General features: G+C 69.0%; 30 protein-coding genes, 1 tRNA gene and 1 other RNA gene. 18 read left to right on the forward strand and 14 right to left on the reverse strand.

Features of this window, described 5'->3' with window-relative positions:
* The first annotated feature begins 39 nt into the window (after positions 1-39).
* Both NAG42_RS31450 and NAG42_RS31455 read left to right on the forward strand, forming a co-directional pair.
* Complete coding sequence (locus NAG42_RS31450; protein WP_250035546.1) at positions 40-501, forward strand: rhodanese-like domain-containing protein; 462 nt, start codon at positions 40-42, stop codon at positions 499-501.
* A 112-nt stretch (positions 502-613) separates the two neighbouring features.
* Complete coding sequence (locus NAG42_RS31455; protein WP_438872487.1) at positions 614-1,117, forward strand: DUF6912 family protein; 504 nt, start codon at positions 614-616, stop codon at positions 1,115-1,117.
* Here the strand turns inward: NAG42_RS31455 and NAG42_RS31460 are convergent.
* The gene (locus NAG42_RS31460; protein ID WP_250035547.1) at positions 1,114-2,055 is read right to left on the reverse strand and encodes a hypothetical protein; all 942 of its coding nucleotides are present in this window, start codon (positions 2,053-2,055) and stop codon (positions 1,114-1,116) included. The genes NAG42_RS31455 and NAG42_RS31460 overlap by 4 nt on opposite strands.
* 332 nt (positions 2,056-2,387) lie before the next feature.
* Between NAG42_RS31460 and NAG42_RS31465 the strand changes: the two genes are divergently transcribed.
* From NAG42_RS31465 to ssrA, 8 genes are all read left to right on the forward strand, one after another.
* Positions 2,388-2,903, forward strand: a complete 516-nt coding sequence (locus NAG42_RS31465) for a PadR family transcriptional regulator (protein WP_250035548.1) — start codon at positions 2,388-2,390, stop codon at positions 2,901-2,903.
* Between the two features lie 70 nt (positions 2,904-2,973).
* Complete coding sequence (gene prfB, locus NAG42_RS31470; protein ID WP_250035549.1) at positions 2,974-4,086, forward strand: peptide chain release factor 2; 1,113 nt, start codon at positions 2,974-2,976, stop codon at positions 4,084-4,086.
* 154 nt (positions 4,087-4,240) lie between these two features.
* Positions 4,241-4,921, forward strand: a complete 681-nt coding sequence (ftsE, locus tag NAG42_RS31475) for a cell division ATP-binding protein FtsE (RefSeq protein ID WP_250035551.1) — start codon at positions 4,241-4,243, stop codon at positions 4,919-4,921.
* Positions 4,922-4,981: 60 nt separating this feature from the next.
* Positions 4,982-5,857 carry a permease-like cell division protein FtsX gene (ftsX, locus tag NAG42_RS31480; protein ID WP_250035552.1) on the forward strand — a complete coding sequence of 292 codons (876 nt, stop codon included), beginning with the start codon at positions 4,982-4,984 and terminating at the stop codon, positions 5,855-5,857.
* Between the two features lie 95 nt (positions 5,858-5,952).
* Entirely contained in the window at positions 5,953-7,203 is a 1,251-nt protein-coding gene (locus tag NAG42_RS31485; protein ID WP_250035553.1) for a M23 family metallopeptidase, read from the forward strand.
* Positions 7,204-7,256: 53 nt separating this feature from the next.
* A complete protein-coding gene (gene smpB, locus NAG42_RS31490) occupies positions 7,257-7,733 on the forward strand; it encodes an SsrA-binding protein SmpB (RefSeq protein ID WP_250035554.1) in 477 nt (158 codons plus the stop codon).
* Between the two features lie 89 nt (positions 7,734-7,822).
* Positions 7,823-8,452, forward strand: coding sequence for a cellulose binding domain-containing protein (locus NAG42_RS31495; RefSeq protein ID WP_250035555.1), 630 nt, complete (start codon positions 7,823-7,825; stop codon positions 8,450-8,452).
* Positions 8,453-8,489: 37 nt separating this feature from the next.
* Positions 8,490-8,866: a transfer-messenger RNA gene (ssrA, locus tag NAG42_RS31500) on the forward strand.
* A gap of 155 nt (positions 8,867-9,021) precedes the next feature.
* Here the strand turns inward: ssrA and NAG42_RS31505 are convergent.
* A complete protein-coding gene (locus NAG42_RS31505; RefSeq protein ID WP_250035556.1) occupies positions 9,022-9,486 on the reverse strand; it encodes a hypothetical protein in 465 nt (154 codons plus the stop codon).
* 141 nt (positions 9,487-9,627) lie between these two features.
* On the opposite strand from NAG42_RS31505, the gene NAG42_RS31510 reads away from it, so the two are divergent.
* Positions 9,628-10,371 carry an MBL fold metallo-hydrolase gene (locus NAG42_RS31510; protein WP_250035557.1) on the forward strand — a complete coding sequence of 248 codons (744 nt, stop codon included), beginning with the start codon at positions 9,628-9,630 and terminating at the stop codon, positions 10,369-10,371.
* Here the strand turns inward: NAG42_RS31510 and NAG42_RS31515 are convergent.
* From NAG42_RS31515 to NAG42_RS31525, 3 genes are all read right to left on the reverse strand, one after another.
* Positions 10,352-11,878, reverse strand: coding sequence for a methionine--tRNA ligase (locus NAG42_RS31515; protein WP_250035558.1), 1,527 nt, complete (start codon positions 11,876-11,878; stop codon positions 10,352-10,354). The two genes, NAG42_RS31510 and NAG42_RS31515, sit on opposite strands and share 20 nt — an antisense overlap.
* A 194-nt stretch (positions 11,879-12,072) precedes the next feature.
* On the reverse strand, positions 12,073-12,414 hold the full coding sequence (locus NAG42_RS31520) for a winged helix-turn-helix domain-containing protein (RefSeq protein ID WP_438872482.1): 342 nt from the start codon (positions 12,412-12,414) through the stop codon (positions 12,073-12,075).
* Positions 12,411-13,157 carry a hypothetical protein gene (locus NAG42_RS31525; RefSeq protein WP_250035562.1) on the reverse strand — a complete coding sequence of 249 codons (747 nt, stop codon included), beginning with the start codon at positions 13,155-13,157 and terminating at the stop codon, positions 12,411-12,413. The genes NAG42_RS31520 and NAG42_RS31525 overlap by 4 nt, the downstream gene beginning before the upstream one ends.
* Positions 13,158-13,304: 147 nt before the next feature.
* On the opposite strand from NAG42_RS31525, the gene NAG42_RS31530 reads away from it, so the two are divergent.
* Positions 13,305-14,285, forward strand: a complete 981-nt coding sequence (locus tag NAG42_RS31530) for a hypothetical protein (protein ID WP_250035563.1) — start codon at positions 13,305-13,307, stop codon at positions 14,283-14,285.
* Positions 14,286-14,312: 27 nt separating this feature from the next.
* On the opposite strand, the gene NAG42_RS31535 is transcribed toward NAG42_RS31530, so the two are convergent.
* Positions 14,313-15,002 (reverse strand): aggregation-promoting factor C-terminal-like domain-containing protein, encoded by a 690-nt coding sequence (locus NAG42_RS31535; RefSeq protein WP_250035564.1) that lies wholly within the window; start codon positions 15,000-15,002, stop codon positions 14,313-14,315.
* A gap of 111 nt (positions 15,003-15,113) precedes the next feature.
* On the opposite strand from NAG42_RS31535, the gene NAG42_RS31540 reads away from it, so the two are divergent.
* Positions 15,114-15,590 (forward strand): VOC family protein, encoded by a 477-nt coding sequence (locus NAG42_RS31540; protein WP_250035565.1) that lies wholly within the window; start codon positions 15,114-15,116, stop codon positions 15,588-15,590.
* Here the strand turns inward: NAG42_RS31540 and NAG42_RS31545 are convergent.
* Positions 15,548-16,093, reverse strand: coding sequence for a hypothetical protein (locus tag NAG42_RS31545; protein WP_250035566.1), 546 nt, complete (start codon positions 16,091-16,093; stop codon positions 15,548-15,550). The genes NAG42_RS31540 and NAG42_RS31545 overlap by 43 nt on opposite strands.
* 64 nt (positions 16,094-16,157) lie before the next feature.
* Here NAG42_RS31545 and NAG42_RS45140 point away from each other — a divergent pair, with 64 nt between their 5' ends.
* The gene (locus tag NAG42_RS45140; RefSeq protein ID WP_250035567.1) at positions 16,158-16,724 is read left to right on the forward strand and encodes a TetR/AcrR family transcriptional regulator; all 567 of its coding nucleotides are present in this window, start codon (positions 16,158-16,160) and stop codon (positions 16,722-16,724) included.
* On the opposite strand, the gene NAG42_RS31555 is transcribed toward NAG42_RS45140, so the two are convergent.
* Together NAG42_RS31555 and NAG42_RS31560 are read right to left on the reverse strand one after the other, a co-directional pair.
* Complete coding sequence (locus tag NAG42_RS31555) at positions 16,714-17,451, reverse strand: class I SAM-dependent DNA methyltransferase (protein WP_250035569.1); 738 nt, start codon at positions 17,449-17,451, stop codon at positions 16,714-16,716. The two genes, NAG42_RS45140 and NAG42_RS31555, sit on opposite strands and share 11 nt — an antisense overlap.
* Positions 17,448-18,245: an S-methyl-5'-thioadenosine phosphorylase gene (locus tag NAG42_RS31560; RefSeq protein ID WP_250035570.1), complete on the reverse strand. Its 798-nt coding sequence runs from the start codon at positions 18,243-18,245 to the stop codon at positions 17,448-17,450. Before NAG42_RS31560 ends, NAG42_RS31555 begins: the two co-directional genes overlap by 4 nt.
* Before the next feature lie 68 nt (positions 18,246-18,313).
* On the opposite strand from NAG42_RS31560, the gene NAG42_RS31565 reads away from it, so the two are divergent.
* On the forward strand, positions 18,314-18,907 hold the full coding sequence (locus NAG42_RS31565) for a YqgE/AlgH family protein (RefSeq protein WP_250035571.1): 594 nt from the start codon (positions 18,314-18,316) through the stop codon (positions 18,905-18,907).
* A 71-nt stretch (positions 18,908-18,978) separates the two neighbouring features.
* Positions 18,979-19,051: transfer RNA gene (locus NAG42_RS31570), tRNA-Ala, on the forward strand.
* Positions 19,052-19,244: 193 nt separating this feature from the next.
* Here NAG42_RS31570 and NAG42_RS31575 read toward each other — a convergent pair.
* Together NAG42_RS31575 and NAG42_RS31580 are read right to left on the reverse strand one after the other, a co-directional pair.
* Positions 19,245-19,577: a hypothetical protein gene (locus NAG42_RS31575; RefSeq protein WP_250035572.1), complete on the reverse strand. Its 333-nt coding sequence runs from the start codon at positions 19,575-19,577 to the stop codon at positions 19,245-19,247.
* A 118-nt stretch (positions 19,578-19,695) separates the two neighbouring features.
* The gene (locus NAG42_RS31580; protein ID WP_250035573.1) at positions 19,696-20,502 is read right to left on the reverse strand and encodes a DUF6928 family protein; all 807 of its coding nucleotides are present in this window, start codon (positions 20,500-20,502) and stop codon (positions 19,696-19,698) included.
* A 90-nt stretch (positions 20,503-20,592) separates the two neighbouring features.
* Here NAG42_RS31580 and NAG42_RS31585 point away from each other — a divergent pair, with 90 nt between their 5' ends.
* Together NAG42_RS31585 and NAG42_RS31590 are read left to right on the forward strand one after the other, a co-directional pair.
* Positions 20,593-21,462, forward strand: coding sequence for a fructose bisphosphate aldolase (locus NAG42_RS31585; RefSeq protein ID WP_250035574.1), 870 nt, complete (start codon positions 20,593-20,595; stop codon positions 21,460-21,462).
* A 20-nt stretch (positions 21,463-21,482) separates the two neighbouring features.
* A complete protein-coding gene (locus NAG42_RS31590; RefSeq protein ID WP_250035576.1) occupies positions 21,483-22,058 on the forward strand; it encodes an exonuclease domain-containing protein in 576 nt (191 codons plus the stop codon).
* Here NAG42_RS31590 and NAG42_RS31595 read toward each other — a convergent pair.
* The 3 genes from NAG42_RS31595 to NAG42_RS31605 all read right to left on the reverse strand — a co-directional run bounded on the left by NAG42_RS31595 (position 22,055) and on the right by NAG42_RS31605 (position 23,896).
* Entirely contained in the window at positions 22,055-22,510 is a 456-nt protein-coding gene (locus NAG42_RS31595) for a response regulator (protein WP_250035577.1), read from the reverse strand. The genes NAG42_RS31590 and NAG42_RS31595 overlap by 4 nt on opposite strands.
* Positions 22,507-22,938 carry a response regulator gene (locus tag NAG42_RS31600; RefSeq protein WP_250035578.1) on the reverse strand — a complete coding sequence of 144 codons (432 nt, stop codon included), beginning with the start codon at positions 22,936-22,938 and terminating at the stop codon, positions 22,507-22,509. Before NAG42_RS31600 ends, NAG42_RS31595 begins: the two co-directional genes overlap by 4 nt.
* Before the next feature lie 304 nt (positions 22,939-23,242).
* Positions 23,243-23,896: a GntR family transcriptional regulator gene (locus NAG42_RS31605; RefSeq protein WP_250035579.1), complete on the reverse strand. Its 654-nt coding sequence runs from the start codon at positions 23,894-23,896 to the stop codon at positions 23,243-23,245.
* Positions 23,897-23,955: the final 59 nt, after the last annotated feature.

The following is a 23,955-nucleotide window of genomic DNA, read 5'->3' on the forward strand; positions in this document are numbered from 1 at the left end:
CATGTCCTGGTGGGGCCGTCGCACCTAGCGTGAACAGCCATGACGATGACTTCTGTGGGTCCCGCCACCCGGAACGACGCCCGGGCCGCCGCCGCCTTCTTCACCGCCCGGCTCACCTTCCAGACCGACGTGGCCGACGTCCGGGCGGCGCTGGCCGGCCGCGAGCCCGGCTTCGTGCTGATCGACTCCCGGTCGCGCGCGGCGTGGGACCAGGGCCACCTGCCCGGTTCGGTCCATCTGCCCACCGCCGAGATACCGGCCCGCGCGGCCGATCTGCTCGACCGCGACGTGCCCGTCGTGACGTACTGCTGGGGTCCGGGCTGCGACGGCGCCTCCCGGGCCGCCCTGGCCCTCGCGCTGGCCGGCTTCTCGGTCAAGGAGATGATCGGCGGCGTCGAGTACTGGATCCGCGAGGGCTTCCCGCTGCGCACGCCGACCGGCGACGTCACGGCTCCGGCCGATCCGCGCACCGCCCCGGTCGCCGAGGCCTGCGGCTGCTGATCGCCCGGCCCCGGACGGCCACGATCCGGGCACGACTGGTGGAATGGACCAGCCCCGCGCCGCGGCGGCGGTGTACTACGGGGACTGGTCTACCGCTGGAGGAGACGTGCCGATCACCGATCTGGTCCGGGTCTATGTGCCGGCCACCGTGCCGATGCTGGCGGCCCTGCGCGCCGACGGCCGGCTGGGCTCCGGGCCGCTGGAGGCGCACGCCGTGACGCCCGCGCTCCGGGAGTGGTATGCGGAGGGCGACGAGGAGGAGCTCGAATACGTCGCCTTCACCCGGGCCGCCCAGGGTGCTCTCCACCTGCTCCGCCTCGACCCGCAGGCCCCGCGCCGCCGCGTGGTGGTCTCGGCCGACGTGCCGTCGACGGCCCTGGTGCGCGAGGACGTGGAGCTCGGCTCGAGCACCGTACGGCTGCCCGAGCCGGTGTCGTTCAAGGAGGTCGCCGCGATCCACGTGGACAGTGCGGAGGCCGCCGAGTCGGTGGCGGCCGCGGCCGACGTGGTCGACGAGGCCGCCGCGGGCGACCCGGACGCCCAGTTCACCGTCGACAGCGCCGAGGATCACGAGCTCGAGTGGTACGCGGTGTCGGAGCTCGACGAACTGCTCTAGGACGCCGAGGCGGGCGACTCGGCGTCGTCGGGCTCCTCGGCCGGGGCGATCGTGCGGCCCACCGCGATGGTGGCGGTGATCGCGCCGACGAACAGGACGATCAGGGCACTGTTGAGCCGGGCGCCGCTGAGCATCTGCTGCACCACCAGCTCCAGCTCACTCACCTTGCCGGCCAGGTCGAGCACCCGGCTGCCGGCCGTGCGGGTCAGGATCTCGGCGATGACCAGCAGCAGCCCGGCGCCGGCACCGGCCAGGCCGTAGAGGGCCCACGGCACGTCCAGCCCACCCGAGCGGCGGCGGGCGCGGCGCAGCACGACATAGGCCACCAGGCCGGCCGCCAGACCACTGAGGAACCCCTGGCCGTAGGTGAGCCACTGGGACGCGCCGGCCCGTGACTGCGCCTGGTCGGAGCTGAGCGCGTCGAGCAGCGGGCCCTGGAACAGGTTGAGCACCAGGCCGACCGCGAAGACGGCCACCGAGGCCCAGCCGATCGCGTGCACCACGCGCGGGATGCGGACGCCGGCCAGCGCGCCGCCGATGGTCGCCGCGGCCGCCACCGTGCCGCCCATCACCGCGTAGAGCCACCCCTCGGTGTTGATCGTGACGATCACCAGGGCGCCCAGCAGGCCGATGACCAGACCACTGCCGGTGGCGACCGCGAAGCGTGCGGTGGCCCCGATCTCACGCCGCCGGCTCAGCCGGGCCAGGACGGCCAGGGCCACGGTGGACCCGGCGACCAGGCCGGCCGAGATCGCGCCGGGCATCGCGTACGCCGAGGAGGTGACCTCCATCTCGACGTCGGCCCGCCCGGTGATGGTGGCGCGCGCCGACCACAACATGGCGCCCATCCAGACGAGGGTGACGCCGGCCAGCACGAGACCGCTCGACGAGGCGGCGGCCGCCGGGTGCGGGGCCGGTGCGACCTCCTGCTCTGTCATGGACGTCAGGGTACGCGGCGAATCTGCGCGGCCGGACAGCCGTCCGCCGAGGACCGACGGGGCGAAACGGAGTCCATTGTCGCAAATAAGCGGAACGTTGCCGTTTCTCAGTGACGATCTGTCCAGTTTCAGGCAGTTGATGCCCGGCATCGCCGTCTGACCGTTTGGCTAGCGCCATTTTAGCTGCTCAGTGCGCGTTTTTTCGGCAGAACGCGCCGTCTCGACCCTCGTGGTCGGACTGTCTGTGCGGGACAGTTCATTGTGGAGACGCAAACTGGACGGATCGGGCGAAATCCTGGACGTCGGCGCGACAAAGTGGCAGCTTAGAAGGCATGCCCGACTCTCAAATCAATCCCACGGCTGCCGCTCTGCTCGGCCTGCTTCACGAGGGGCCGATGACCGGTGGTCAGCTAATGGCGGCTGCCGAACGCCGCCTCGGGCCATACTGGTCGATGACGCGGAGCCAGGTCTACCGCGAATTGCCGGTTCTCGCCGAACTGGGTTACGTCCGTCTCGGTAAGCCCGGCCCCCGATCCAGCCAGCCCTACGCCATCACCGCCGCCGGCAAGCGAGCCTTCAGCCGGTGGCTTGCCGAGCCCGCGGGCCGGGACGCCCTGCGCAACCCGATCGCGCTGCGAGTCGCCTTCGGCGAGCAGCACAGCGGCAACCAGTTGCAGACCCTCTACACCGGGGCCAGCGAATACCATGCCGAGGCCCTCTCGATGGCCAAGGAGCAGGCGAAGGAAGCGAAGAAGGCGGGCGACCAGTACGGCGCCGCGGCCCTCGAGTTCGCCGTCGCCTACCACAAGGCCGCTTTGAGCTGGCTCAAGCTGGCGCCGGCAAACTGACACTGTCCGGCCAACTGCACCGTGCCGCCCCGGCCAGTTATCTGGCCGGGGCGGCGTAGTCTTGACTGTCGTGACTGCTGCCGACTATCCCGAGCAACTCAAGACACTCGACGCCACCCTGCGCAACATCGAGAACGTCCTGGACGTCGACAAGCTGCGCCGGGACAAGGCAGACCTCGAGGAGCAGGCCTCGGCCCCTGATCTGTGGGACGACCAGGCCCGCGCTCAGGAGGTGAACAGCCGCCTCTCCTACATCTCCGGCGAGATCAGCCGTCTCGACCGCCTCCGGGGCCGGATCGACGACGCCGGCCTCCTGCTCGAGATGGCCGAGGCCGAGGGCGACGAGGCCTCGGTGCAGGAGGTGGGCGATGAGCTCGTCACCCTCAGCAAGGCCGTCGAGGAGATGGAGGTCCGCACCCTGCTGTCGGGGGAGTACGACTCCCGCGAGGCGGTGGTGGCGATCCGGGCCGGCGCCGGCGGTGTCGACGCGGCCGACTTCGCCGAGACCCTCATGCGGATGTATCTGCGCTGGGCCGAGCGGCACGGCTACCCGACCGAGGTCTACGACACGTCCTACGCCGAGGAGGCGGGGCTCAAGTCGGCCACGTTCGCGGTCAAGGTCCCGTACGCCTTCGGGACGCTCAGCGTCGAGTCGGGCACCCACCGCCTGGTGCGGATCAGCCCGTTCGACAACCAGGGCCGGCGCCAGACCAGCTTCGCCAGCGTCGAGGTGATGCCGGTGGTCGCGCAGACCGACCACATCGACATTCCGGACAACGAGTTGCGCGTCGACGTCTACCGTTCGTCGGGTCCTGGTGGACAGAGCGTTAACACCACCGACTCCGCTGTGCGCCTCACGCACATTCCGACGGGGATCGTCGTCACGTGCCAGAACGAGAAGTCGCAGCTTCAGAACAAGGCCTCGGCCATGCGCGTGCTACAGGCCCGGCTGCTCGAGCGCAAGCGCCAGGAGGAGGAGGCCAAGATGGCCGGCCTCAAGCAGGACACCACTGGATCATGGGGCGACCAGATGCGCTCGTACGTCCTGCACCCGTACCAGATGGTCAAGGATCTGCGCACTGAGCAGGAGACGGGCAACCCGTCGTCGGTCTTCGACGGCGAGATCGACGAGTTCATCCAGGCCGGCATCCGGTGGCGCAAGCAGACCGAGAAGGCGGCCTGATCCGCTCCTGCGGTGAGTCTCCGGCACGGACGGCCACGGCGCCTGAACGCTCGGTCAGGCGCCGCTCGTCCGCCGCGGCTTTCTTTACCGATGGTGCAGATTGGCCGACCCGGCGGGCTTGGCGTTTCCGTTACACCGCGTAGACTGCCTTCCCGTGATTCAGCTCGAGAACGTGACCAAGACGTACCCCAAGGCGTCTCGGCCGTCGCTGGACGATGTCAGCGTCGGTATCGAGAAGGGTGAGTTCGTCTTCTTCATCGGCCCCTCCGGTTCCGGCAAGTCGACGATCATCAAGCTTCTGCTGCACGAGGTCGCCCCGACCCAGGGCAAGGTCATGGTGAACACCAAGGACGTGACCTCGATCCGATCCTGGAAGATCCCCCACTTCCGCCGCTCCATCGGTTGTGTGTTCCAGGACTTCCGCCTGCTGCCCAACCGCACCGCGTACGAGAACGTGGCCTTCGCCCTGGAGGTCATCGGCAAGACGAAGGCCGTCTCCCGGCGTGTCGTGCCCGAGGTTCTCGAGCTGGTCGGTCTCGGTGGCAAGGAGCACCGTTACCCCCACGAGCTCTCCGGTGGTGAGCAGCAGCGTGTCGCGGTCGCCCGGGCGTTCGTGAACCGTCCGCTGATCCTGCTCGCCGACGAGCCCACCGGAAACCTCGACCCCGACACCTCCATCGAGATCATGCGACTGCTGGACCGGATCAACCGGACCGGCACGACGGTCGTGATGGTCACCCACGACTCCAACATCGTCAACCAGATGCGCCGCCGGGTCATCGAGATCGAAAGCGGCCGGATCGTCCGCGACCAGGCCCGCGGCGTCTACGGCTGAGCTCCGCCTGTTTCCCCCGACTGAAGAAGTAATGCGCGGAGTCCCGGAAGGAACCCCCCGATGCGCTTGAAGTACGTCCTCAACGAGGTCCTGGTGGGCCTGTGGCGCAACGTCACCATGACGATCGCCATGATCATCACCATGGCTGTCTCGCTGACCATGCTGGGCGCGAGTGTGCTGCTCTACATGCAGGTCGACCAGATGAAGAACTTCTACTACGGCGAGATCGAGGTCTCGATCTTCCTGCGCACGGACGTCACTGACGCCCAGCGCCAGGCGATCGACTCCGCGATCTCGGCGAACCCGCTGGTCGCCGACAAGACCTACGAGACCCGCGAAGAGGCGCTCAAGCGATTCCAGGAGCTCTGGAAGGACTCGCCGGAATTCGTCAACTCGGTCGGTCCGAACAGCCTGCCGGAGTCTTTCCGGGTCAAGCTCAAGGACCCGGAGACCTACAAGACCTTCACCGACCAGATGACCGGGATGCAGGGCATTCAGGACATCATCGATCAGCGTGCGCTGCTCGACAAGGTGTTCAACATCTTCAACGCCATCCAGGTCGGGGCGCTCGTGGTCGCGGGGGTGATGGCGCTGGCCGCGCTGCTCCTCGTCGGAAACACGATCCAGGTCGCCGCCTACAGCAAGCGCCGCGAGGTCGCGGTCATGAAGCTGGTGGGCGCGTCGAACTGGTTCATCCAGGCCCCGTTCGTGCTCGAGGCGGTGGTGGCCGGCGTGATCGGCGCGTTGCTCGGCTTCATCTTCCTCTTCGTGAGCAAGCTGGTGCTGCTGGACAACAAGCTGCAGGCGCTGACCAACATCCTGACCCCGATCGACAACGGCAACGTGTGGCTCATGCTGCCGCTGCTGGCCGGCGTCGGCGCGGTGGTCAGCGCGGTCACCGCGTGGGTCACGCTCCGCTTCTACCTCAAGGTCTAGTTCTCACCGCTGAATTCACACCGACGGCCGCGATCCCTCACCGGGACGCGGCCGTTGGGCGTTTTAGGAGCTAAGACGCCGAAGGTGGCGTTACGGTGCTTCTCGTGGGCCGCAAACGACGACATAGCCGGAAATACGCCCTAGCAGCACTTTTCGCGGGTCTGCTGCTGATCGCCCCCCACCCCGCGAAGGCTGCCCCGGGCGACGACGCCGACCGGGCCGGCCGGGCTGTGCAGCGTGCCGAGGCCGTCCTCGAGCACGCCACCGACCTGGCCCGAGCCGCCGCCCGCCGCCTCGAGACGGCCACCGCCGCGATGCCGGCCGCCCAGAAGAAGGTCGCCACTTCCCGCGGTACGGTCGACGCCGCTCTCGCCGCGGCCAAGTCGGCCGGCCGCCGGGCCACCGCCGCCCGGGCGGCCTACGCCAAGGTCGCCGACCGGTTCCAGCTGGCCCGCGACCGCGCCGACAGCGCCCGGGAGCGGGTCGACGAGATCGCCACGGCCAGCTACATGGGGAGCAACTTCGCCCGGCTCAACGTTCTGGTCGACGCGAGCGGCCCGTCCGACATGATGGACCGGCTCGGCATCGTCGAGCAGATCATGCGCCGCCAGCAGGAGGACGTCGACACCCTGGTCGCGGCGCGACGCGAGGCCCGTACGGAACAGGACCGGGCCGGAGTCGCCAAGCGCGCCGCCGAAGAGGCCGAGACCGCCGCGCGCGACCGCCTGACCGCCGCGCGAGCGGCGCAGGCGGCCGCCGAGCGGGCCCGCGTCGCGCTGGCCAAGCTCACCCGGATCCGGTACGCCGCGCTGAAGGTCGCGACCGCCCAGCGTTCCGTCGTGCTCGCCCGTTATCAGCAGGCCAAGGCGGAGGAGGCCCGGATCGAGACGGCCCTGCGCGGCTACTCGGTCAAGTCGGGCGACGCCAAGTACGGCGGCGGCCGGTTGCTCATGCCGGTGACCGGGTGGAAGTCCAGTGACTACGGCCAGCGCTACGACCCGTACTACCGGGTGTGGCAACTGCACGCGGGTATGGACATCGCCGCCGGCGGGGGCACCCCGATCCGCGCGGCCGCCTTCGGGCGGGTGATCCGGGCCGGCTATGCCGGCGGGTACGGCAACTACACCTGCATCAGCCACGGCAAGATCAGCGGCGTCGGCTTCCAGACCTGTTACGGCCACCAGTCGGCGATGCTGGTCGACGTCGGCCAGTACGTGCGCCGCGGCGAGGTGATCGGCCGGGTCGGCACCACCGGCGCGTCGACCGGCAACCATCTGCACTTCGAGACCCGCTTCGACGGCGCCCCGCGCAACCCGGTGAACTATCTGCCGCCGTGCCTGTGTTGACCCTTCAGTAGCATTGTGAAGTTCAGTCACTCATCCACAGGGGGTTCGGCGACATGCCACGCGAACAAGGTCGCAAGGTCGTCGCCTCCAACCGCAAGGCCTACCACGACTACGCCATCCTCGACACGTACGAGGCGGGCATGGTGCTCACCGGCACCGAGGTGAAGTCGTTGCGGGCCGGGCGGGCCTCGCTGGTCGACGCGTTCGGCCACGAGAACCAAGGCGAGATCTTCCTGCACGGGATGCACATCCCGGAATACACCCAGGGCACCTGGACCAACCACGAGCCGCGGCGGGTCCGCAAGCTGCTCCTGCACCGCGAAGAGATCCTCAAGATGCGCACCAAGATGCGCGACGACGGCATCACCCTGGTCCCGCTCCAGGTCTACTTCGAGAACGGGTACGCCAAGGTCGAGCTCGGCCTGGCCCGGGGTAAGAAGAGCTACGACAAGCGGCAGGACCTGGCCGACCGCGACGCCAAGAAGGAGATCAGCCGCTCGCTGGGCAGGCGTGCCAAAGGTATGTCGTAACGGGTACCCTTCCCCGCCGGCAGTTTGATCATCGCCGGTGCCGGTAGCAGGGAAGGGGTTCGGGGTTGGCCGCCAAGCACTCCGTTCGCGTGTTCGGTACGGCCCGGTTCGTCCTGAGCTTCGCCGTGGCGATCCTGGTGCTGCTCGTCGTCTGGGTCGCGGTGCGTGCCGTCGGCCCGGCCGAGGCGTCGAGGCAACCCTCGGTTGTGCTGCCCTCGATGCCGCGGGTGACCGTGGTGGCACCGCCCCCGTCGTCGGCTCCGCCGTCCCGTACGCCGGAAGTGGTCACCACCAGCCCGTCGAAATCGCCCAAGCCGCCGCGCACCTCCGACCCCGTACCGAAGTCCCGGCCCACCACCAAGCCCGCCGCGACCACCAAGCCCGCCTCCTCGCCGCCGCCGGAGACGGACGTCGAGGCGACGCTGTCGGTCGGGGCGAGCTGGGACGGCGGCTACGTGGCCGCGGTGCGCGTCACCAACGAGGGCGACCGGGCCGTCGAGTGGAAGGTGACGGTCAGCCACAGCGGCCTGGAGGACCTGCAACTGCGCGGGGTGTGGAACGCGCGCGGGAATCTCACCGGCAGCAGCATTGTTTTCACCGGAGGCAAGCTGGAGCCGGGCCGCACCGCGTCCTTCGGCTACCAGACGTCGAAGGACGGCCGGGGCGACGCGCGGCCGGCCGGCTGTAATGCGGTGGGCGGCTCCTGCCGCGTCAGGTAAGATGGCACAGCTGAACAAGTAGTAGTGGTTCCGTCCAGGGGGTGACTGGTTTCGACTTCGAATGTGGAGACAGGGGAAGCGAGCCGAGGAAGCCGACGTCGTCTCGAGAATCGGTCGTCGGAAAACAATAAGCGCCAAGAACCAGCGCGCTGACTTCGCACTCGCCGCCTGAGGCGAGTAGCTAAGTCTGTCGGACCGGGAGTACCTCCGTCCCGGATTTCCGGCATCAGCTAGGAGGTTGGCCAATCGGTCCCGGTCGCGGGGACCGTGCGGCGAGATTAATCAGCGACTGGGCCCGTCACAGGAACTTGCTCACGTGATTCCCGGGGCCGAGTAGAGGCACAGTGAGCTGCGCTCGGAGAAGCCCTGACAAAGCGACGAAGGACCCGGGTTCGATTCCCGGCACCTCCACTACCCGGCGGCCCCCTGTTCGCGCACAGCGCGAACAGGGGGCCGTTTCGGTATTCCTGCTCAGGAGGTCGAGCCCCCTGAAACCTCACGGTGCGGTTCGTTGCGGCCCGGTGAGTGCCGTCCGGTCGCGCACACGGACCGGGCCGGCTGTTCGGCCGTCAGGCGTAGATCCGGAATCCGATCTGTACGCCACTGGGCATGGACGATGCCCAGTCGAACTCCACCTGGTAAGTCGTGCCGTTCGACACGTTGCTCGCCACGACGATGGTGTCCGGCGCGGTGTTGCCGTTGTAGCTCTTCCACGAACTCTGGCAGTAGCCGGCGCCCACGAAGCAAACCCGGACGCGGCCCTGCGGTGCCGCGCTGGTGCTCGTCGAACCCCAACCGAAGTTGATGTCCACGCAGTTGGCGGTCGTGGTGTAGGTCGGCGATTTGTCGTTGGCCGAGCCGGACGTCGGATACCACGCGCGCAGGTTGTCCAGGTCGATGCAGGGTGCCAGGGCTCGGGCGTCGGCGCCGGCCGACCCCGTCGTGCCCACCTGAACGACCCCGACCGACGCGAGGGTGAGGACCGTGCCCACGGCCGAGGCCAGGACACGTTTCGTGAATTCTTTACGGCGCAACGGATTCTCCATTCGATTGATCCCCCGACGGCATGCACCATCGATCGATGTTGCTGAATGCACATGCTAGGTGACATTGAGCGACCTGTGAAGATCCCTGCTGCTACGGATGCGACTGTTCGACTGCAGTAGCGTTCCCGCATGCGACTCAGCGTTCTCGGGGCTTGCGGTGCGTGGCCGCAGGCGGACGAGGCGTGCAGCGGGTTCCTCGTCGAGCACGACGGCTTCCGGCTGCTCCTCGACCTCGGCTATGCGACTCTCCCCCAGCTGCTGAGGCGAATCTCCGCGGACGAGGTCGACGCGGTATTCGTCAGCCACGGCCATCCCGACCACTGCGCGGACCTCAACCCGTTGCTGCGGGCGCGGGCTCTGGGCGGTCGCACATCATCACCCCTGCCGGTCTACGCGCTGGCCGGCGCGCTTGACGCGGTGCTGGCCCTGGATCGGCCCGGGCTGCTGGACGACACGTACGTGCTGCACAACGTCGTACCCGGCGCCCCGCTCGAGCTCGGGCCGTTCCGGGCCGAGACCCGGCTCTTGCCGCACTGGGAACCGAATGCGGGCATCCGACTGGCCGCCGATGGTCGAGTGCTCGCCTACACGGGTGACACCGGGCCCAGCCGACACGTCGTGGAGCTGGCCAGGGAGGCGGATCTGCTACTGGCCGAGGCCACCTACCCGGATCACGTGCCGGACCACTCCCGGCGATTCTTGTCGAGCGCACGCACAGCCGGTCGGCAAGCGGGGGAGGCCGGTGCCGATCGTCTGCTCCTGACCCACCTCTGGCCGGGAACTGATCCTCAGATCGCGTTGTCCACGGCCGCCGAAGTCTTCGACGGCACCTTGGACATAGCCGCCCGCGACTTCACCATCGATCTGGCCTGAAAGGCGCCGGCTCGGCCGCCACTCGGGGGAAGGCCGGCTGCGGTCGGCCGACCTGGAATCCGGTGAGCAACTGGTCCCGCAGGCGTTGGGCGCCTGTGGGGAGGAACGGTTGTAGCTCGGCGGTGAGTGTCCGGCATGCTTGGACCAGGGCTGTCAGCACTGTGTCGAGGCGGAGGGTGTCCCCGGCGCGGGCCAGTTCCCAGGGGCGCGCCGCCTCCACCAGGCGGTTGCCCTCGTCCACCACTGACCACAGGGCGTCGGTGGCGGCGCGGAAGTCGAACGCGTCGAGGGCTCGGTCGATGCGGCCGGCCAGGGTGGCCGCCGCGTCGGCGAGGCGGGCGGTCTCACCGGAGTGGGCCGCCTCGGACAGGTGGCCGCCACGGTATTTGTGGACCAGGGTGAGCGTGCGGTTGACCAGGTTGCCGAGGCCGTTGGCCAGGTCGCCGTCGGCTCGGTGGACGAGCCGTTCGACGGTGAAGTCGGTGTCGCCGACGCGGGCCACTTCGCGGAGCAGCCACCAGCGGACCGCGTCCACGCCGTACCGATCGACCAGGCTTGTGGGGTCGACCGCGTTGCCGGCGGTCTTGGACAGCTTCGCCCCGGCCACGGTCAGGTAGTCGTGGACGAATACGACGGTGGGCAGCGGCAGACCGGCCGACAGCAGCAGGGCCAGCCAATAGACGGCGTGGAAGCGGACTATGCCCTTCCCGATGACGTGCACCCGCTCGGCCGAATCCACCCACCACTGCTCGTATTCGGGCCGGCCGCTGCCATAGCCGAGCGCCGTGACGTAGTTGGTGAGGGCGTCCCACCAGACGTAGACCACCTGGCCGGGGTCGCCGGGCACCGGGATGCCCCAGCCGCCGGCCCGCGCGGCCGGCCGCGAGACGCTGAAGTCGGCCAGGCCGGCCCGGACGAACGCCAGCACCTCGTTACGGCGAGCGGCCGGTTCGACGCGTACCTGTCCGGTCTGCAGGAGGACCAGCAGCCGGTCCGCATATCGCGAGAGGCGGAAGAACCAGTTGTCCTCGGCCACGTGGTCCGGGGGCACCAGGTGTTCCGGGCAGAGACCGCCGCCGGTCAGCTCCGTCTCCGGATAGAACTGCTCGCAGCCGGCGCAATACAGCCCCGCATAACGGCGGTGGTAGAAGTCGCCGGCGGCGGCACACTCCTGCCACAGCTGGGTCACCCCGGCCGGGTGGCGCGGGTCGGCGCTGGTGCGGATGAAGTCGTCGAACGACAGCGCCAGCGGGTCCCGCAGCGCGGCGAACCGGGCGGCGTTGCTGTCCACGAAGGTACGCACATCCACCCCGGCGGCGCGGGCCGCGGCGACGTTCTTGAGCGCGTTGTCGTCGGTTCCGGTCAGGAACCGGACCGGATGGCCGCGCTGCCGGCGATGGCGGGCGAGCACGTCGGCCTGCACCAGTTCCAGTGCGTGCCCGAGGTGCGGCGCCGCGTTGACGTAGGGGATGGCTGTCGTGATGTAGAAACGTCCGTTGGCGGTCATCGTCTGCCTCTTCCGCTCGCCCTGCCCCGAGCGGGGAAACCATGCGGAGGAACGACGCCGCAAGCCCCGCGTGACAGGGGCCTGGCCGTGGTGGTGGTGCTAGCGCACGCCGCGGAGCCCCGAGTGGGGGCGCATCATTCGCTCGCGGCGCGGCTGCATCAGCTCATGGTGCCGGAAACGCCGGCCGGGCGCGCTCAAATATCGGTGCTGCGCCGGTGGCGGCGGACCAGTTCCTCGAGCGCCCCCAGCTCGGCGGCCAGGGCGCTGCGGCCGGCCGCGGTGATGGCGATCCAGGTCCTCGGCCGGCGGCCCTCGTATCCCTTGGTCGTCTCGATCAGGCCGGCTTCTTCGAGGACCGCGAGGTGGCGGGAGAGGTTGCCGCCGGTCAGGTGGAGCATGTCGCGCAGGTAGGTGAACTCGACCCGCTCGGCTTCGGCCGTGATGGTCAGGATGCCGAGCCGATGACGCTGGTGGACCGTGTCGTCGAGCGCCTGGGTCGGGTGCGGGGGCGGGTCCGCGTCGGTCACGTCATTCATGGACGGGCGCGGCGGGCCCGCAGCACGGCGACGACGCCGGCGACGAGCAGGACCAGGGCGGGCAGGAGCACAGTGGGAAGATATCCGACGCTGGGGAAGTCGTCGCCGAACGGTGCTGTGTTGACGTACACCGGGGCCAGGGCCAGCAGGACGATCAGCACCCCGCCGGTCAGCGCGAGCAGCCGGCTGCGTTCCAGCCGGGCCAGCACCAGCAGGCCGGCGGCGATCACCAGGATCGGGATCAGCCCGAGGTAGAGCAGCGCGAAGATCGGGCGGAAGACCGACGTAACGATGTCCGAGACCGTGGCCGCGGTGCCGGTGGCCAGGAAGTTCAGGACCGGGCCGAGCGCCAGACCGCCGAGCACCCCGAGGATCCCGGCGATCAGGTATTTCCGCGTACGGGTCTGGACGCCGACCTTGAGTGCGTGCCGGCGATACCACTCCAGCGTGCCGAGGTAGCCCGCGATGAGGGCGACGAGCCAATACCAGCCGATGGCCGCGGAGTGCCGCAGCAGGTCGCCACCGAGCCCGGCGAGCGGGGAGTTCCCGTACGAGGCCCGCAGGGCGTCCGGGCCGACGGGGTCGAGATAGAGCGGCACCGAGGCCAGCGTCAGCACCCCGAAGAGCAGCAGGGGAAACGCCGACGCCTGGCGGTCGCGGCGCACGGCTCCTCGCATCCGGGTGAGGTCGGCCAGCAGTTGCTCGGGGTGCCCGGTCTCCCGGTCGTGGGCGAACTCAGCCATCTCGCGCCTCCTGTGTGCGGGTCCAATCAGTTTGGATCGCAAACAAGATGAGCGCAAGAGGGCTTCCGGCTGATTTCTGCCTGGCCGCGGTGACCGGGACCGCGGCGCGACGAAGTGTCCAGGCGATCGGTGGGGGAGAATGCCGCGGTGCGACGGATCTCCGCGGAACTTGTTCATCGGCTGACCGACCTCCGGCCGGGACACGACCTGGCGCCGGTCGGTCTGGGTGTGATGGCTCGGTATGCGCTGACCGGTGGCACGGTTGTGGCGCTCGACGAGCAGCTGCGAGCAGTGCGGCGGCGGGACGTCGATGTGCCCGGTGGCGGCAAACTGCTGGCCGCTACGCCGGATCTGTCGAGTGTGGTGCTCGGCGCGCGCGATCACCTCGTTGTGCACGGCGACCGGACTGTCGAGATCGGCATCGAGGCAGCGGACGCGGCGGTGTTCGTGGGCGGCGACCGGCTGGTCGTCACGGCGCCGGTGGTCGAGCGCCGCGATCACGACGGCCGGCCGTACGAGTCGAAGGGTGAGCATCTGGTTCACCTGGTCGAGGCCCGGACCGGCACCGTCGTGGACCGGGCGGAGCTGGACGTGATCGATGCCGGGGTGTTCGCTGTCCCGCACCCGCACGACGGGTCGATCCTGCTCGACGCCGGGCTGGGGCAGGACGGCAGCGCCACCTTTGTGACGCGGGTGCTCGGCGACCGCCTCGCTGTCAAGCCGATGAGGGAGGACGTGAGCGTCTCCGGGTTCGACCCGTCCGGCGGCCGGCTCCTGCTGACGCCGCACCCCGGCTTCGGCGACGTGGCCACCGTGGTGGACTGGCCGGCTTTGCGCCCGCTGGCTCAGCTGAGCGGGGCCGGCCTGGCGTTCGACGACGGCGGCCTCGACCTGTACGGCTGTTTCCTCAGCGACGACCGCATCGTCCTGCAGGCGGGGGAGTACGAGGATTACGGCGTACTGGTGTGCTCGGCCGACCTGACTCCGGTGGCCTGGCTCGACCTCGGGCACGCGCCCGGCGAGTCCGAGGTGTCGTCCGTGTGGGGCGTCGGCCCCGACCTGATCGCGGTCGAGGTCTGGGCCGACGGCGAGGCCACCGCTGCCGTCTGGCGAGTGCCGGCCTCGTGATCCTGACTGTCCGAACCGGACCGCGGCTCAGTAGTGGCCGTTGTTCTGGAAGAAGCTCCAGGCGCCGCACGGGCTGTCGTAGCGGCCCTTGACGTAGCCCAGGCCCCACTTGATCTGCGTGGCCGGGTTGGTCTTCCAGTCGGAGCCGGCCGACGCCATTTTGCGGCCGGGCAGGGCCTGCGGGATGCCGTAGGCGCCCGAGCTCTTGTTCTCGGCCTTGTAGTTCCAGCCGCTCTCGTGTTTCCACAGCTTGTCGAGGCAGGGGAACTCGGCGATCGGGAAGCCCTTGTCGAGCATCAGCGCGCAGCCGATCTCGCGGCTGCCGGAGTATTCGTTGCAGGACGTCGGAATCGGGCCGGTGTAGGCGACCGGGCCGCTGGACTCCTGCTCCTTCTTGCGCTTCTCGGCGGCCTTCTTCTCGGCGATCACCGCGGTCTCGAGCTTGTGGGCCTTGCCGGCGGCGGCCTTGGCGGCGGCCGCGGCCTTGGCGGCGGCATTGCCCTCGGCCTCGCGCTTCCAGGCGCGGGCCACGGCGTGCTGGGCCTCATGCTGCTTGAGCAACTGCATGTCGAGGTCGGCCTGGGCGGCGCTGGCCACCGTGTCGCCGATCGGCTCGGCGCCCTGATCCTGACCCAGATAGACGCCGGCGATCAGTCCTGCGGCCAGGACTGCGACCGACAGTGCGCGCACACCCACGCGGCTCCAGAGCCCATTCACGAGCATCCCTTTCGTCAGCTGCTCGGAACACCCTGGCCTACCGGGACCGGGAAGGCAACAGCCCGTTGTCCGCGGTCGATAAATGACCGCAATTTCCGCGACGATGGCCGTATGACGATTCCCGAGGGTAAGCACACCGTGACTCCCTATGTAGCAGCCAAAGGCGCCGACCGATTTCTCGATTTCGTCGAGTCGGCCTTCCGGACCGAGCCGGCTCGGAAGGTGCGCAACCCCGACGGCACCATCGGTCATTCCGAGGTGACGATCGGCGACTCGGTCGTGATGGCTTTCGACGTCGGCCCCGGGTGGCCGGACATGCCCGCATTGCTGAGCGTCTATGTCGAGGACGTCGAGGCGGTGTTCGCCCGTGCGGTCGAGGCCGGCGCCACCGTGGTCACCGAGGTCTTCACCTCGCGCATCGTGGGGGACCGTGGCGGCCGCCTGCGCGACCCGGTCGGCAACATCTGGTGGGTGCAGACGCACCTCGCCGACCCCGACCTCGGTGCTTTCGAGGACCCGGCGGAGCTGGAGATCATGCGGAGCGCTCAGCGGTCCTTCGCCGACGAGATGGGCCGACGGGCCGAGTAACTGAGCGCCACCAGGCCGTCGATCACGATCACGACGGTCCACAGGCGGAAGGTGCCCCACAGTGACGCCGTCCGGTCGGCGTCACCGACGAGGGCGGTGAACAGGAGCATGATCAAACCCCCGATCCCGTACGCGATGACGTGGCGCACCCACATGCGGCGCTCATGGACGGCCCGGTCACGGGTGCCCTTGGCCGGCGGCTTCACCGGTGGCGGCCCGCCCGCGAAACGGTGCGCGAACCGCTGATCGGCCCAGGTCAGCATCCGATGGCCGAAGGCGACCGACACGCCGAGGTAGATCGCGGCCAGCGCGTGTCCCAGGGCGGGCTCACCGCCGCGCCGCAGGTCGATCACCGAGAAGGCGAGCAGTGCCACGTCGACCAGCGGAACCGACACCAGCAGCACTGTGCTGAGGCGGCGCGCCTTCAGCAGGTAACGCGCGGCCAGCCCGGCCACGAGCAGCACCCAGAAGCCGATCTCACACGCGACGATTGCGACGATCATGTCTGCTCCCGATTTCGCACGGTCGTGTCAGAACCTTTGTAACACAGTCGTGCGATAATGAGATGTGCCCAAGATCGTGGACCATGACGTACGCCGTCAGGAGCTCGCCGCCGCGGTCGGCCGGGTCATCGCCCGTGACGGGGTGGCCGAGGTCTCGATCCGATCGGTGGCCGCGGAGTCGGGCTGGTCGTCAGGAGCCCTGCGGCACTATTTCGGCACCCGCGGCGAGCTGCTGGCCTTCGCCTGCGAGCAGGTCATCGACCAGGTCACCGAGCGCATCACGGCGATGCCGGTGCCGGACGGCGTACGGGAAGGGGTGAAAGCAGTCCTGCTGGAGACGATGCCGGTGGACGAGCGCCGCCACGCCGAGGCGACCATTGCCTTCTCGTTCCTCGCGCTCGGTCTGGGCGACCCCGCGCTGGCCCGGGTGCACCGTCTGCAGTTCACCAAGATGTACGAGCTGTGCCGGCAGCTGGCAGCCCACCTGACCGTCGGTGATGACGTCGAGACCACCGCCCGCCGCCTGCACGCCCTGGTCGACGGACTCAGCGTGCACGTGCTGGCCGGGCACCTCACGTCGGGCGAGATGGTCCGGCAGCTCGACGACTACCTCGGCGAGCTCACGGCTTGACCCAGGTGGCGATGATCTTGGTGCTCTCGCCGGTGAACGGGGTGCGGGCCCACGAGTCCCAGCGGTGCTCGGGCACCAGACCGGCGAGGCGCGCCATCAGATCCATCTCGGCCGGCCACAGATAGCGGAACGGCACCGCCCAGAACTCACCCCGGCCGTCGTCGTGCAGAGTCAGATAGTTCGAGGCCATCGCCTGGGTGGCCACGTCGTAGCTGTCGAACCCCCACCGCGACGGCGTCACCGTGAACGGCACCACGGTCTGCCCGGCCGGCAGCTTCCGCAGCTCGGGGATCATCACCTCGACCAGGAAGCGGCCACCGGGGCGCAGATGCGCGGCGGCGTTGCGGAAGCACTCCACCTGGGCATCCTGCGTGGTCAGGTTCATGACCGTGTTGAAGACCAGGTACACCAGGCCGAATTCGCGCGCTTCCAGCCGTACGGAAGAGAAGTCGCCGATCTGGACGGGGATCCCTGGACGCTTGTCGTGCAGGCGGGCGACCATCGCCTCGGACAGGTCGATGCCGTGCACCGCGACGCCCCGCCCGGCCAGCGGAACCGCGACACGCCCGGTGCCGATCGCGAACTCGAGCGCATCCCTCGACGGCCCGGCCAGGTCGGCCAGGACGTCGACCGTCGCCGCGATGACCGCCGGGTCGAACTCCGCGCCGGTCGAGTCGTCGTAGGTCCGGGCGACCCGCTCGCCGAAATGGCCGTCCGGATCGGTCACGGCAGCTCGATCGGCAGCTTCAGGCCGTCCAGCGCCGACGCGCACGGGCAGGTGCGCTCGGCCGGCAGCCCGGTCACCGCCTCCAGGAGTACGCCGCGGAGGCGCTCGGTGTTGTCGGCGAACACCCGGAAGACCTCCTCCTGAGTGACGCCGTGCTCGCCCTCGACCCCGGCGTCCAGGTCGGTGACCAGGGCGATCGAGGTGTAACAGAGGCCCAGCTCGCGGGCCAGCACCGCCTCGGGATGACCGGTCATGTTGATCACCGCGCCGCCGATCGAGGTGAACCAGCGCGACTCGGCGCGGGTCGAGAAACGCGGGCCCTCGACGACGACCATCGTGCCCCCGTCGACGGCCGCGACCGGCGCGGCGGCGGCCAGGACGGCACGGCGGCCGTCCGGACAGTACGGGTCGGCGAAATTCACGTGGATCGCGCCGGTGTCGTAGAACGTCTGCGCGCGCCCACTCGTCCGGTCGATCAGCTGGTCGGGCACCACGAACGTGCCCGGGCCGAGCTCCGGGCGCAGGCCGCCGACGGCGCAGGGAGCCACGATCTGCCGGACGCCCAAAGCGCGCAGCGCCCAGAGATTGGCCTGGTAAGGGATGCGGTGGGGCGGGAAGCGGTGATCGCGCCCGTGGCGGGGCAGGAAAGCGACCCGGCGGTCACCCACCTGGGCGACAGTGATCGGGTCGGAGGGCGCACCGTAGGGCGTGGACACCTCGTGCTCGACCGCGCCGTCCAGGAGCTTGTAGAGCCCCGAGCCACCGATGACGCCGATCTCCGCCGCTGGGTTCATGTCCAGACCTTATCCGTGGCCGGAATCTCGGGCTAATGTGCGATGCATGGCGTTGGTAGGGACGGCTTATGTATAGCGAGGGCCAGCGGATCGGAGGCCGGTCGATGGAGTCCATGACCGGTCGCTTGCTGGTGGCGACGCCGACCCTCAAGGACCCGAATTTCGACCGTACGGTCGTGCTGCTCGTCGCCCACGAGACCGGCGGCGCCCTCGGCGTGGTGCTCAACCGCGCGACCGAGGTGCCGGTGGCCGACGTGCTGGGCGGCTGGGGCGAGCTGGCGGGCGACCCCGCGGTGCTGTTCGAGGGCGGCCCGGTGCAGCCCGAGTCGGCGATCTGCCTGGCCCGCACCCGCCCCGACGTGAAGAAGCGGATCTCCGGCTTCCACCAGGTGTCCGGCGCGCTGGGCACGGTCGACCTCTCGGCCGACCCCGACCGCCTGCGCGAGAGCCTCGCCGGCATCCGGGTGTTCGCGGGCTACTCCGGCTGGTCAGCCGGCCAGCTGGAGGAGGAAATCGCCTCCGGCTCCTGGTTCCTGCTCGACGCCCTCCCCGGCGACCCGTTCATGACCCGCCCCGACGACCTGTGGGCCATGGTCCTGCGCCGCCAGGGCGACATCCTGGCCGCGGTGGCCCACTTCCCCCCGGATCCCGCCCTCAACTGAGGGGGTCCCGGCAGACGCCGCCGGGAGGTGTGTAGTATTTCTTCCGTGCCCGGGCATACCGGGGACGGCAAGGGGCTGTGGCGCAGCTGGTAGCGCACCACACTGGCAGTGTGGGGGTCAGGGGTTCGAGTCCCCTCAGCTCCACCCTTGTGAAACGCCCGGGCTGCGGTCCGGGCGTTTTTTGCTTTCCGGGGTTTGGCCGGCATTACTACCTCGTCGGCGAAATCGAATCGCGCTGACGAGTGGCCGCTTCATGAGCTCGTTAATTCTCCGGACTGCTGGAACAGCTTCTCTGATCTTGTTGAGGTTGGTTCGGTCCAACTCCGGCGGTGCGTTGTCAGTGGCGTGTTGGGGTCTTTGTGATGGTGCGGCCGGCGAGGCTGATCAGGAGCAGCATCGCCAGGACGGCTACGACGACCAGGGCCGCGACGGTGTAGGAGCCCGTGGTGGCTACTGCGCCGAAGGCGCCTATGGCCAGCAGGGAACCGAAGGCTCCCACGGAGAGGACGGAGCCGAAGGAGCCGATCGACAGGATGGACAGGACCGAGCCCACTGAGGCTACGGACAGAATTGATCCCAACGAGCCTACGGACAGGATCGAGTCCTTCGAGTAGATGCTCAGAATGGAACCGCTTGACCGGTAGGACAGAATGTTTCTGGTGCTTGGCATTCGCCCATGATGGATTGCTCGGACTGGGCAGTACAGCGAGATCGAAATGCCTCCGGCCGCGCCCGCCAGGGAAAGCGCACGTCAGCGGGCCGGCGCTCGGCGGGTGCTGATTCTCGAATCAGTCAGGTGGTGGATGGCGTTCTCCGTCGGGGCTGACGGCCGGGAAGACGTCGTCGATGGCGACTTCGTGCATGGTGCCGTCGGGGCCCATCTGGTACATGCGGGGTGGGCCCATCGATTGCGTGACCTGGTCGCGAACTGCCTCACGGGTGGCCTGTTCGTCGCCGGTGGGGTCGGTGACGGTGAAACGGTGTACGGGGACTTTTGTGGTGTCGATGTCGCTGGGGGAGGGCTCACCTTCGATGACGAAGCCGAACAATGCGCTCAACGCTTCCTCGCCCAGTTCCAGCGGGTGGAAGGGCAGCGGATAAGGGTCTTCGTCGTCCCAGGTGGGATCCGGCTCGACGGCGCGCTCGCCGGCCCAGTACGGGCGCTCGAACTCGTACGGCTCGCCGATGTTCTCGATGATGCCGCTGTCGGGGGACAGGCTCAGGGAACGGACCAGCTCGCCGTCCTCCCACACCGCGAAGCAGAGCCAGTCGACCACCGAATGCATGCCGTGCATGACGATCCGGCGGCCCGCACCGGCGCGCACCAGATGGTCCGGCAAGTCGGATGGGCGGTCGAGGACAAGGCGCCAATCACAGATGAGCTCAGCCCCGGGCAGCACGGTGGCGTACGTGACGTCGTCGCGCGGATTGACCGACAACCACAGCGTGCTTTCGCCGGCGTGAGTGACGGTGTGGCCGGGATGGATCGCGCGGACGAGCGCTTCCGCCTTGCCGGTCGGTGACGGACTCGCATGGCGTAGTGCTGATCGCAGATCTCCGTCGCTGAATGCCAGCAACGCTGTTTTCGCGCCCACCGCACCTCCCGTGTCGGCCGAAGGATACGCAAGCGGGTCACGTGACCCACGAGACGGCGTCGATGGGGGCGGGGCGGGTACTTCGGCATCATGCGAGATGAGCAGCGGGTGCGGGTGGCCGACGGAGCAGGGTTCTTCGCCGCGTTGGATCAGAGTGGTGGGAGTACGCCGAAGGCGCTGGAGCTTTATGGCGTGCCGGCCGGGTCCGGCGAGATGTTCGACCTCATGCACGCCTTCCGGGCGCGGATCATCTCGTCGCCCGCGTTCACGGGGGAGCGGGTGCTCGCCGCGATTCTCTTCGAGCAGACGATGGACCGGGACGTTGACGGCGTCCCCACGCCCGACTATCTCTGGCAGCGCAAAGGCATTGTGCCGTTCGTCAAGGTGGACGAGGGTCTGGCCGACGAGACCGGCGGCGTACGGCTGATGAAGCCCTTCACCCGGCTCGGCGGGCTGCTCGAGCGGGCGGTGGAGCGGCGGATCTTCGGCACCAAGATGCGGTCGTTCATCAGCCGGGCCGACGCGGCGGGCATCGACGAGGTCCTGGATCAGCAGTTCGAGTACGCGCGGGAGATCCTCGCCGCGGGCCTGGTGCCGATCCTCGAGCCCGAGGTCGACGTCCGCAGCGACGACAAGCAGGCGGCCGAGGAACTGCTCAAGCAGGGCATCGTGGATCGTCTGGGTACGGTCGGCGAGCCGGTGATGCTCAAGCTGTCGATCCCGAGCGTCGACGACTTCTACCGCGACCTGATCGATGACCCCCGCATTCTCCGAGTGGTCGCGCTTTCCGGGGGTTACACCCGGCAGGAGGCCGACGAACGGCTCGCGCGCAACCACCGGCTGATCGCCAGTTTCTCCCGGGCGCTGGTGCAGGACCTGCGGTATCAGCAGAGTGACGACGAGTTCAACAGCGCGCTGCGGGACGCCGTCGAGGAGATCTACCAGGCCTCGGTGCGATGAAGATCCAGTAAGTTCTGCTGGTGATCATCATCCTGGACCTGGAGTTCACGGCGTGGGCGGGCTCGCAGGAGGGCGGCTGGTCGCGGCCCGGCGAGTTCCGCGAGGTCGTGCAGATCGGGGCGCTGCGCGTCGACTCCGCCGACCTCCGGGTCACCGGTGAGTTCAACGAGCTCGTACGGCCGGAGCGCAACCCGTCGCTGTCGGAGTACTTCCAGGACCTGACCGGCATCAGCCAGGCGGCGGTGGACGAGCGGGGACTGCCGTTCCTGGACGCGCTCGATGCTTTCCTCGACTTCTGCGACGATCACTACGTTCTCTCGTACGGGAACGACATGGTCATCCTCGGCGAGAATCTCGTGTTGCAGGTGCCCCCGGGTCGCCGGCCGAAACGGAGCCTGCCGCCGTTCGCCAACATCCGCACCTACGTCAACCGGGTGCTGCCGGCGACGATCGGCCTGTCGTCCGGCCGGCTCGCCTTCGCGCTGGGCCTGGCCGCCCGCATCGACCGTGAGCACGACGCCCTGGCCGACTGCTATTCGATCCTGGAGACCCTGCGTCACCTGCGGGAGGCCGGGCATCCGCCGATCGAGGTCTAGTTTCCCGCCGAGAGCAGCAGCCAGTTGACCCGGCGCATCATCTCGTGCGACGTGAACGGCTTGGGCAGGTAGTCGTCGGCGCCGGCGGCCAGGCCGAGCTCGCGGTCGTACTCCTCGCAGTTGCCGCTGATCATGAGGACGGGGATCTCGGCCGTGCTCGGGCTGGCGTGCAGGCGGTTGCACACGGTCAGGCCGTCGATCTGCGGCATCCGGACGTCCAGGATGATCACCCGGGGGCGGCGCTCGATCGCCAGGTTCAGGGCCGACCGGCCGTTGTCCGCGGTCAGCGTGCGGTAGCCGGCGACCTGCAGGCGGAACTCGATCACGTCGCGCACGTCGTCATCGTCGTCGGCGATCAGGATGCTGGGCGACAGCGGGGCCGTGATCGGGGGCGAGGACATGGCCCGGATGAAGTCGTCGGTTTCCAGCGGGGGTGCGTAGAGCGTGGTCATTTTCTGTCTACCTCCTGATTCGACAAACGGCTGGGGGCGTCCGGCAGTTCAGCGGGGATGCGGCCACGTTCGGTGAGGATCTCGCGCAACTCGGCCACGAGACGTCGCGGTGACAGCGGTTTCGGCAGGTAACGGTCGGCGCCCGCGCTCAGGCCGGCGTCGCCGTGGTCGCCGGCCGACATCACGACGATCGCCAGGTCGCGGTTCGCCGGGTCGAGCCGGGCTCGGCGGCACAGCTCAAGTCCGTTGACCGCGGGCATCCGGATGTCCGTGATCAGCCCGGCCGGCCGGGCGACCTCGAGGATGCGGGCCGCGGTGTGCCCGTCCTTGGCGGTCACGGCCCGGAAACCGGCGGACTCCAGCGTCACGGTGAGCAGGTCACGGATGTCGCTGTCGTCCTCGGCGACGAGGATCAGGTCGGTCGTCATGGCTTCCTTCCGGTCGGGCACCTCGCACATCGGCGGGGCCCGGGCCGGCCCGAGGAAAACCGTGGCGGCAATTTGCCGGTGGGGAGATCGCAACGGCGGTGCGAGGCCGGGTCGAGCTGTGCGGCGACACCCCACGGAGGCGCTGGTCCAGCGTTTCGGGGTCACCGACGCGGCGGTGCCGCCTGTTTCCCGTACGGGAAAAGGCCGACGCCGCCAAGCTCCGGACACACAGAGCCGGTGGGCGGTCAGCTGGTTCGCTGTCCGCCCACCGGCGATGGAAGGGGTTGCCGCACTGCGGCGGCGCTCACTGATCGACGAAGAGCTCCCGCTCGACCGCGGCACGGTAGTCGACGTAGATCTGGCGGTAGCGGTCGAGGGCACCCTTGCTGTCGCCCTCGACGAGCAGGCGCAGGATCGCGTCGTGCCCCTCGATCCACGAGCTCCACAGGTCGCTCTCGGCGGTCATCGCCAGGATGCGCATGGTGCGGGCCACGACCAGGTCCACCATGGACTGCAGCTCACGGTTGCCGCTGGCCAGGATGATGATCGAGCTGAAGTCGGCCCCGGCCGCGCCGGCCGCCAGCACGTTGCCGGCCGACAGCGCCTCGACGAACTCGGCCTGGCGCTGGCGCAGCAGGTCGATGTGCGTGTCGGTGAGGTTGTCGACCCCCCACTCGAAGCCGGCGCAGGCCAGCACGCTCATCACGTCGATCAGCTCGAGCGCGTTCTTCTGGGTGACCCGCGTGACGTGCCGGGTGCGGTTGGGCGCGATGTCGATCAAACCCTCGACGCTGAGCTGGGCTATCGCTTCGCGGACGGGAGTGATGCTGACACCGAGGCGGGCGGCGAGCTCGGCATCCTTGATGAGCGTGCCTGGCGACAGCTCTCCGGTGACGATCTCGTTACGCAACTGGCGGACGACCGCTGCGGTACGGGTCGGTGGGACCGCGTATGACATACCGGCAGGGTACTCAGGGTGACAATGGAGTGTGCCGCCCGCCCGGCCGGTTCACCCGG

Origin of the sequence: Paractinoplanes maris (genome assembly GCF_023544465.1) — a bacterium.
Classification (GTDB): Bacteria; Actinomycetota; Actinomycetes; order Mycobacteriales; family Micromonosporaceae; genus Actinoplanes; species Actinoplanes maris.

What these genes read in the sequence shown, in the direction of transcription:
- smpB (WP_250035554.1), top strand. Translation starts at nt 7,257, where the DNA reads ATGCCACGCGAACAAGGTCGCAAGGTCGTCGCCTCCAACCGCAAGGCC.
- NAG42_RS31525 (WP_250035562.1), bottom strand. Translation starts at nt 13,157, where the DNA reads ATGGCTGAGTTCGCCCACGACCGGGAGACCGGGCACCCCGAGCAACTG.
- ftsX (WP_250035552.1), top strand. Translation starts at nt 4,982, where the DNA reads ATGCGCTTGAAGTACGTCCTCAACGAGGTCCTGGTGGGCCTGTGGCGC.
- NAG42_RS31585 (WP_250035574.1), top strand. Translation starts at nt 20,593, where the DNA reads ATGCGAGATGAGCAGCGGGTGCGGGTGGCCGACGGAGCAGGGTTCTTC.
- NAG42_RS31560 (WP_250035570.1), bottom strand. Translation starts at nt 18,245, where the DNA reads ATGAACCCAGCGGCGGAGATCGGCGTCATCGGTGGCTCGGGGCTCTAC.
- NAG42_RS31545 (WP_250035566.1), bottom strand. Translation starts at nt 16,093, where the DNA reads ATGATCGTCGCAATCGTCGCGTGTGAGATCGGCTTCTGGGTGCTGCTC.
- NAG42_RS31600 (WP_250035578.1), bottom strand. Translation starts at nt 22,938, where the DNA reads ATGACGACCGACCTGATCCTCGTCGCCGAGGACGACAGCGACATCCGT.
- NAG42_RS31595 (WP_250035577.1), bottom strand. Translation starts at nt 22,510, where the DNA reads ATGACCACGCTCTACGCACCCCCGCTGGAAACCGACGACTTCATCCGG.
- NAG42_RS31515 (WP_250035558.1), bottom strand. Translation starts at nt 11,878, where the DNA reads ATGACCGCCAACGGACGTTTCTACATCACGACAGCCATCCCCTACGTC.
- NAG42_RS31565 (WP_250035571.1), top strand. Translation starts at nt 18,314, where the DNA reads ATGTATAGCGAGGGCCAGCGGATCGGAGGCCGGTCGATGGAGTCCATG.
- NAG42_RS31540 (WP_250035565.1), top strand. Translation starts at nt 15,114, where the DNA reads ATGACGATTCCCGAGGGTAAGCACACCGTGACTCCCTATGTAGCAGCC.
- NAG42_RS31510 (WP_250035557.1), top strand. Translation starts at nt 9,628, where the DNA reads ATGCGACTCAGCGTTCTCGGGGCTTGCGGTGCGTGGCCGCAGGCGGAC.
- NAG42_RS31605 (WP_250035579.1), bottom strand. Translation starts at nt 23,896, where the DNA reads ATGTCATACGCGGTCCCACCGACCCGTACCGCAGCGGTCGTCCGCCAG.
- NAG42_RS31450 (WP_250035546.1), top strand. Translation starts at nt 40, where the DNA reads ATGACGATGACTTCTGTGGGTCCCGCCACCCGGAACGACGCCCGGGCC.
- NAG42_RS31460 (WP_250035547.1), bottom strand. Translation starts at nt 2,055, where the DNA reads ATGACAGAGCAGGAGGTCGCACCGGCCCCGCACCCGGCGGCCGCCGCC.
- NAG42_RS31520 (WP_438872482.1), bottom strand. Translation starts at nt 12,414, where the DNA reads ATGAATGACGTGACCGACGCGGACCCGCCCCCGCACCCGACCCAGGCG.
- NAG42_RS31465 (WP_250035548.1), top strand. Translation starts at nt 2,388, where the DNA reads ATGCCCGACTCTCAAATCAATCCCACGGCTGCCGCTCTGCTCGGCCTG.
- NAG42_RS31575 (WP_250035572.1), bottom strand. Translation starts at nt 19,577, where the DNA reads ATGCCAAGCACCAGAAACATTCTGTCCTACCGGTCAAGCGGTTCCATT.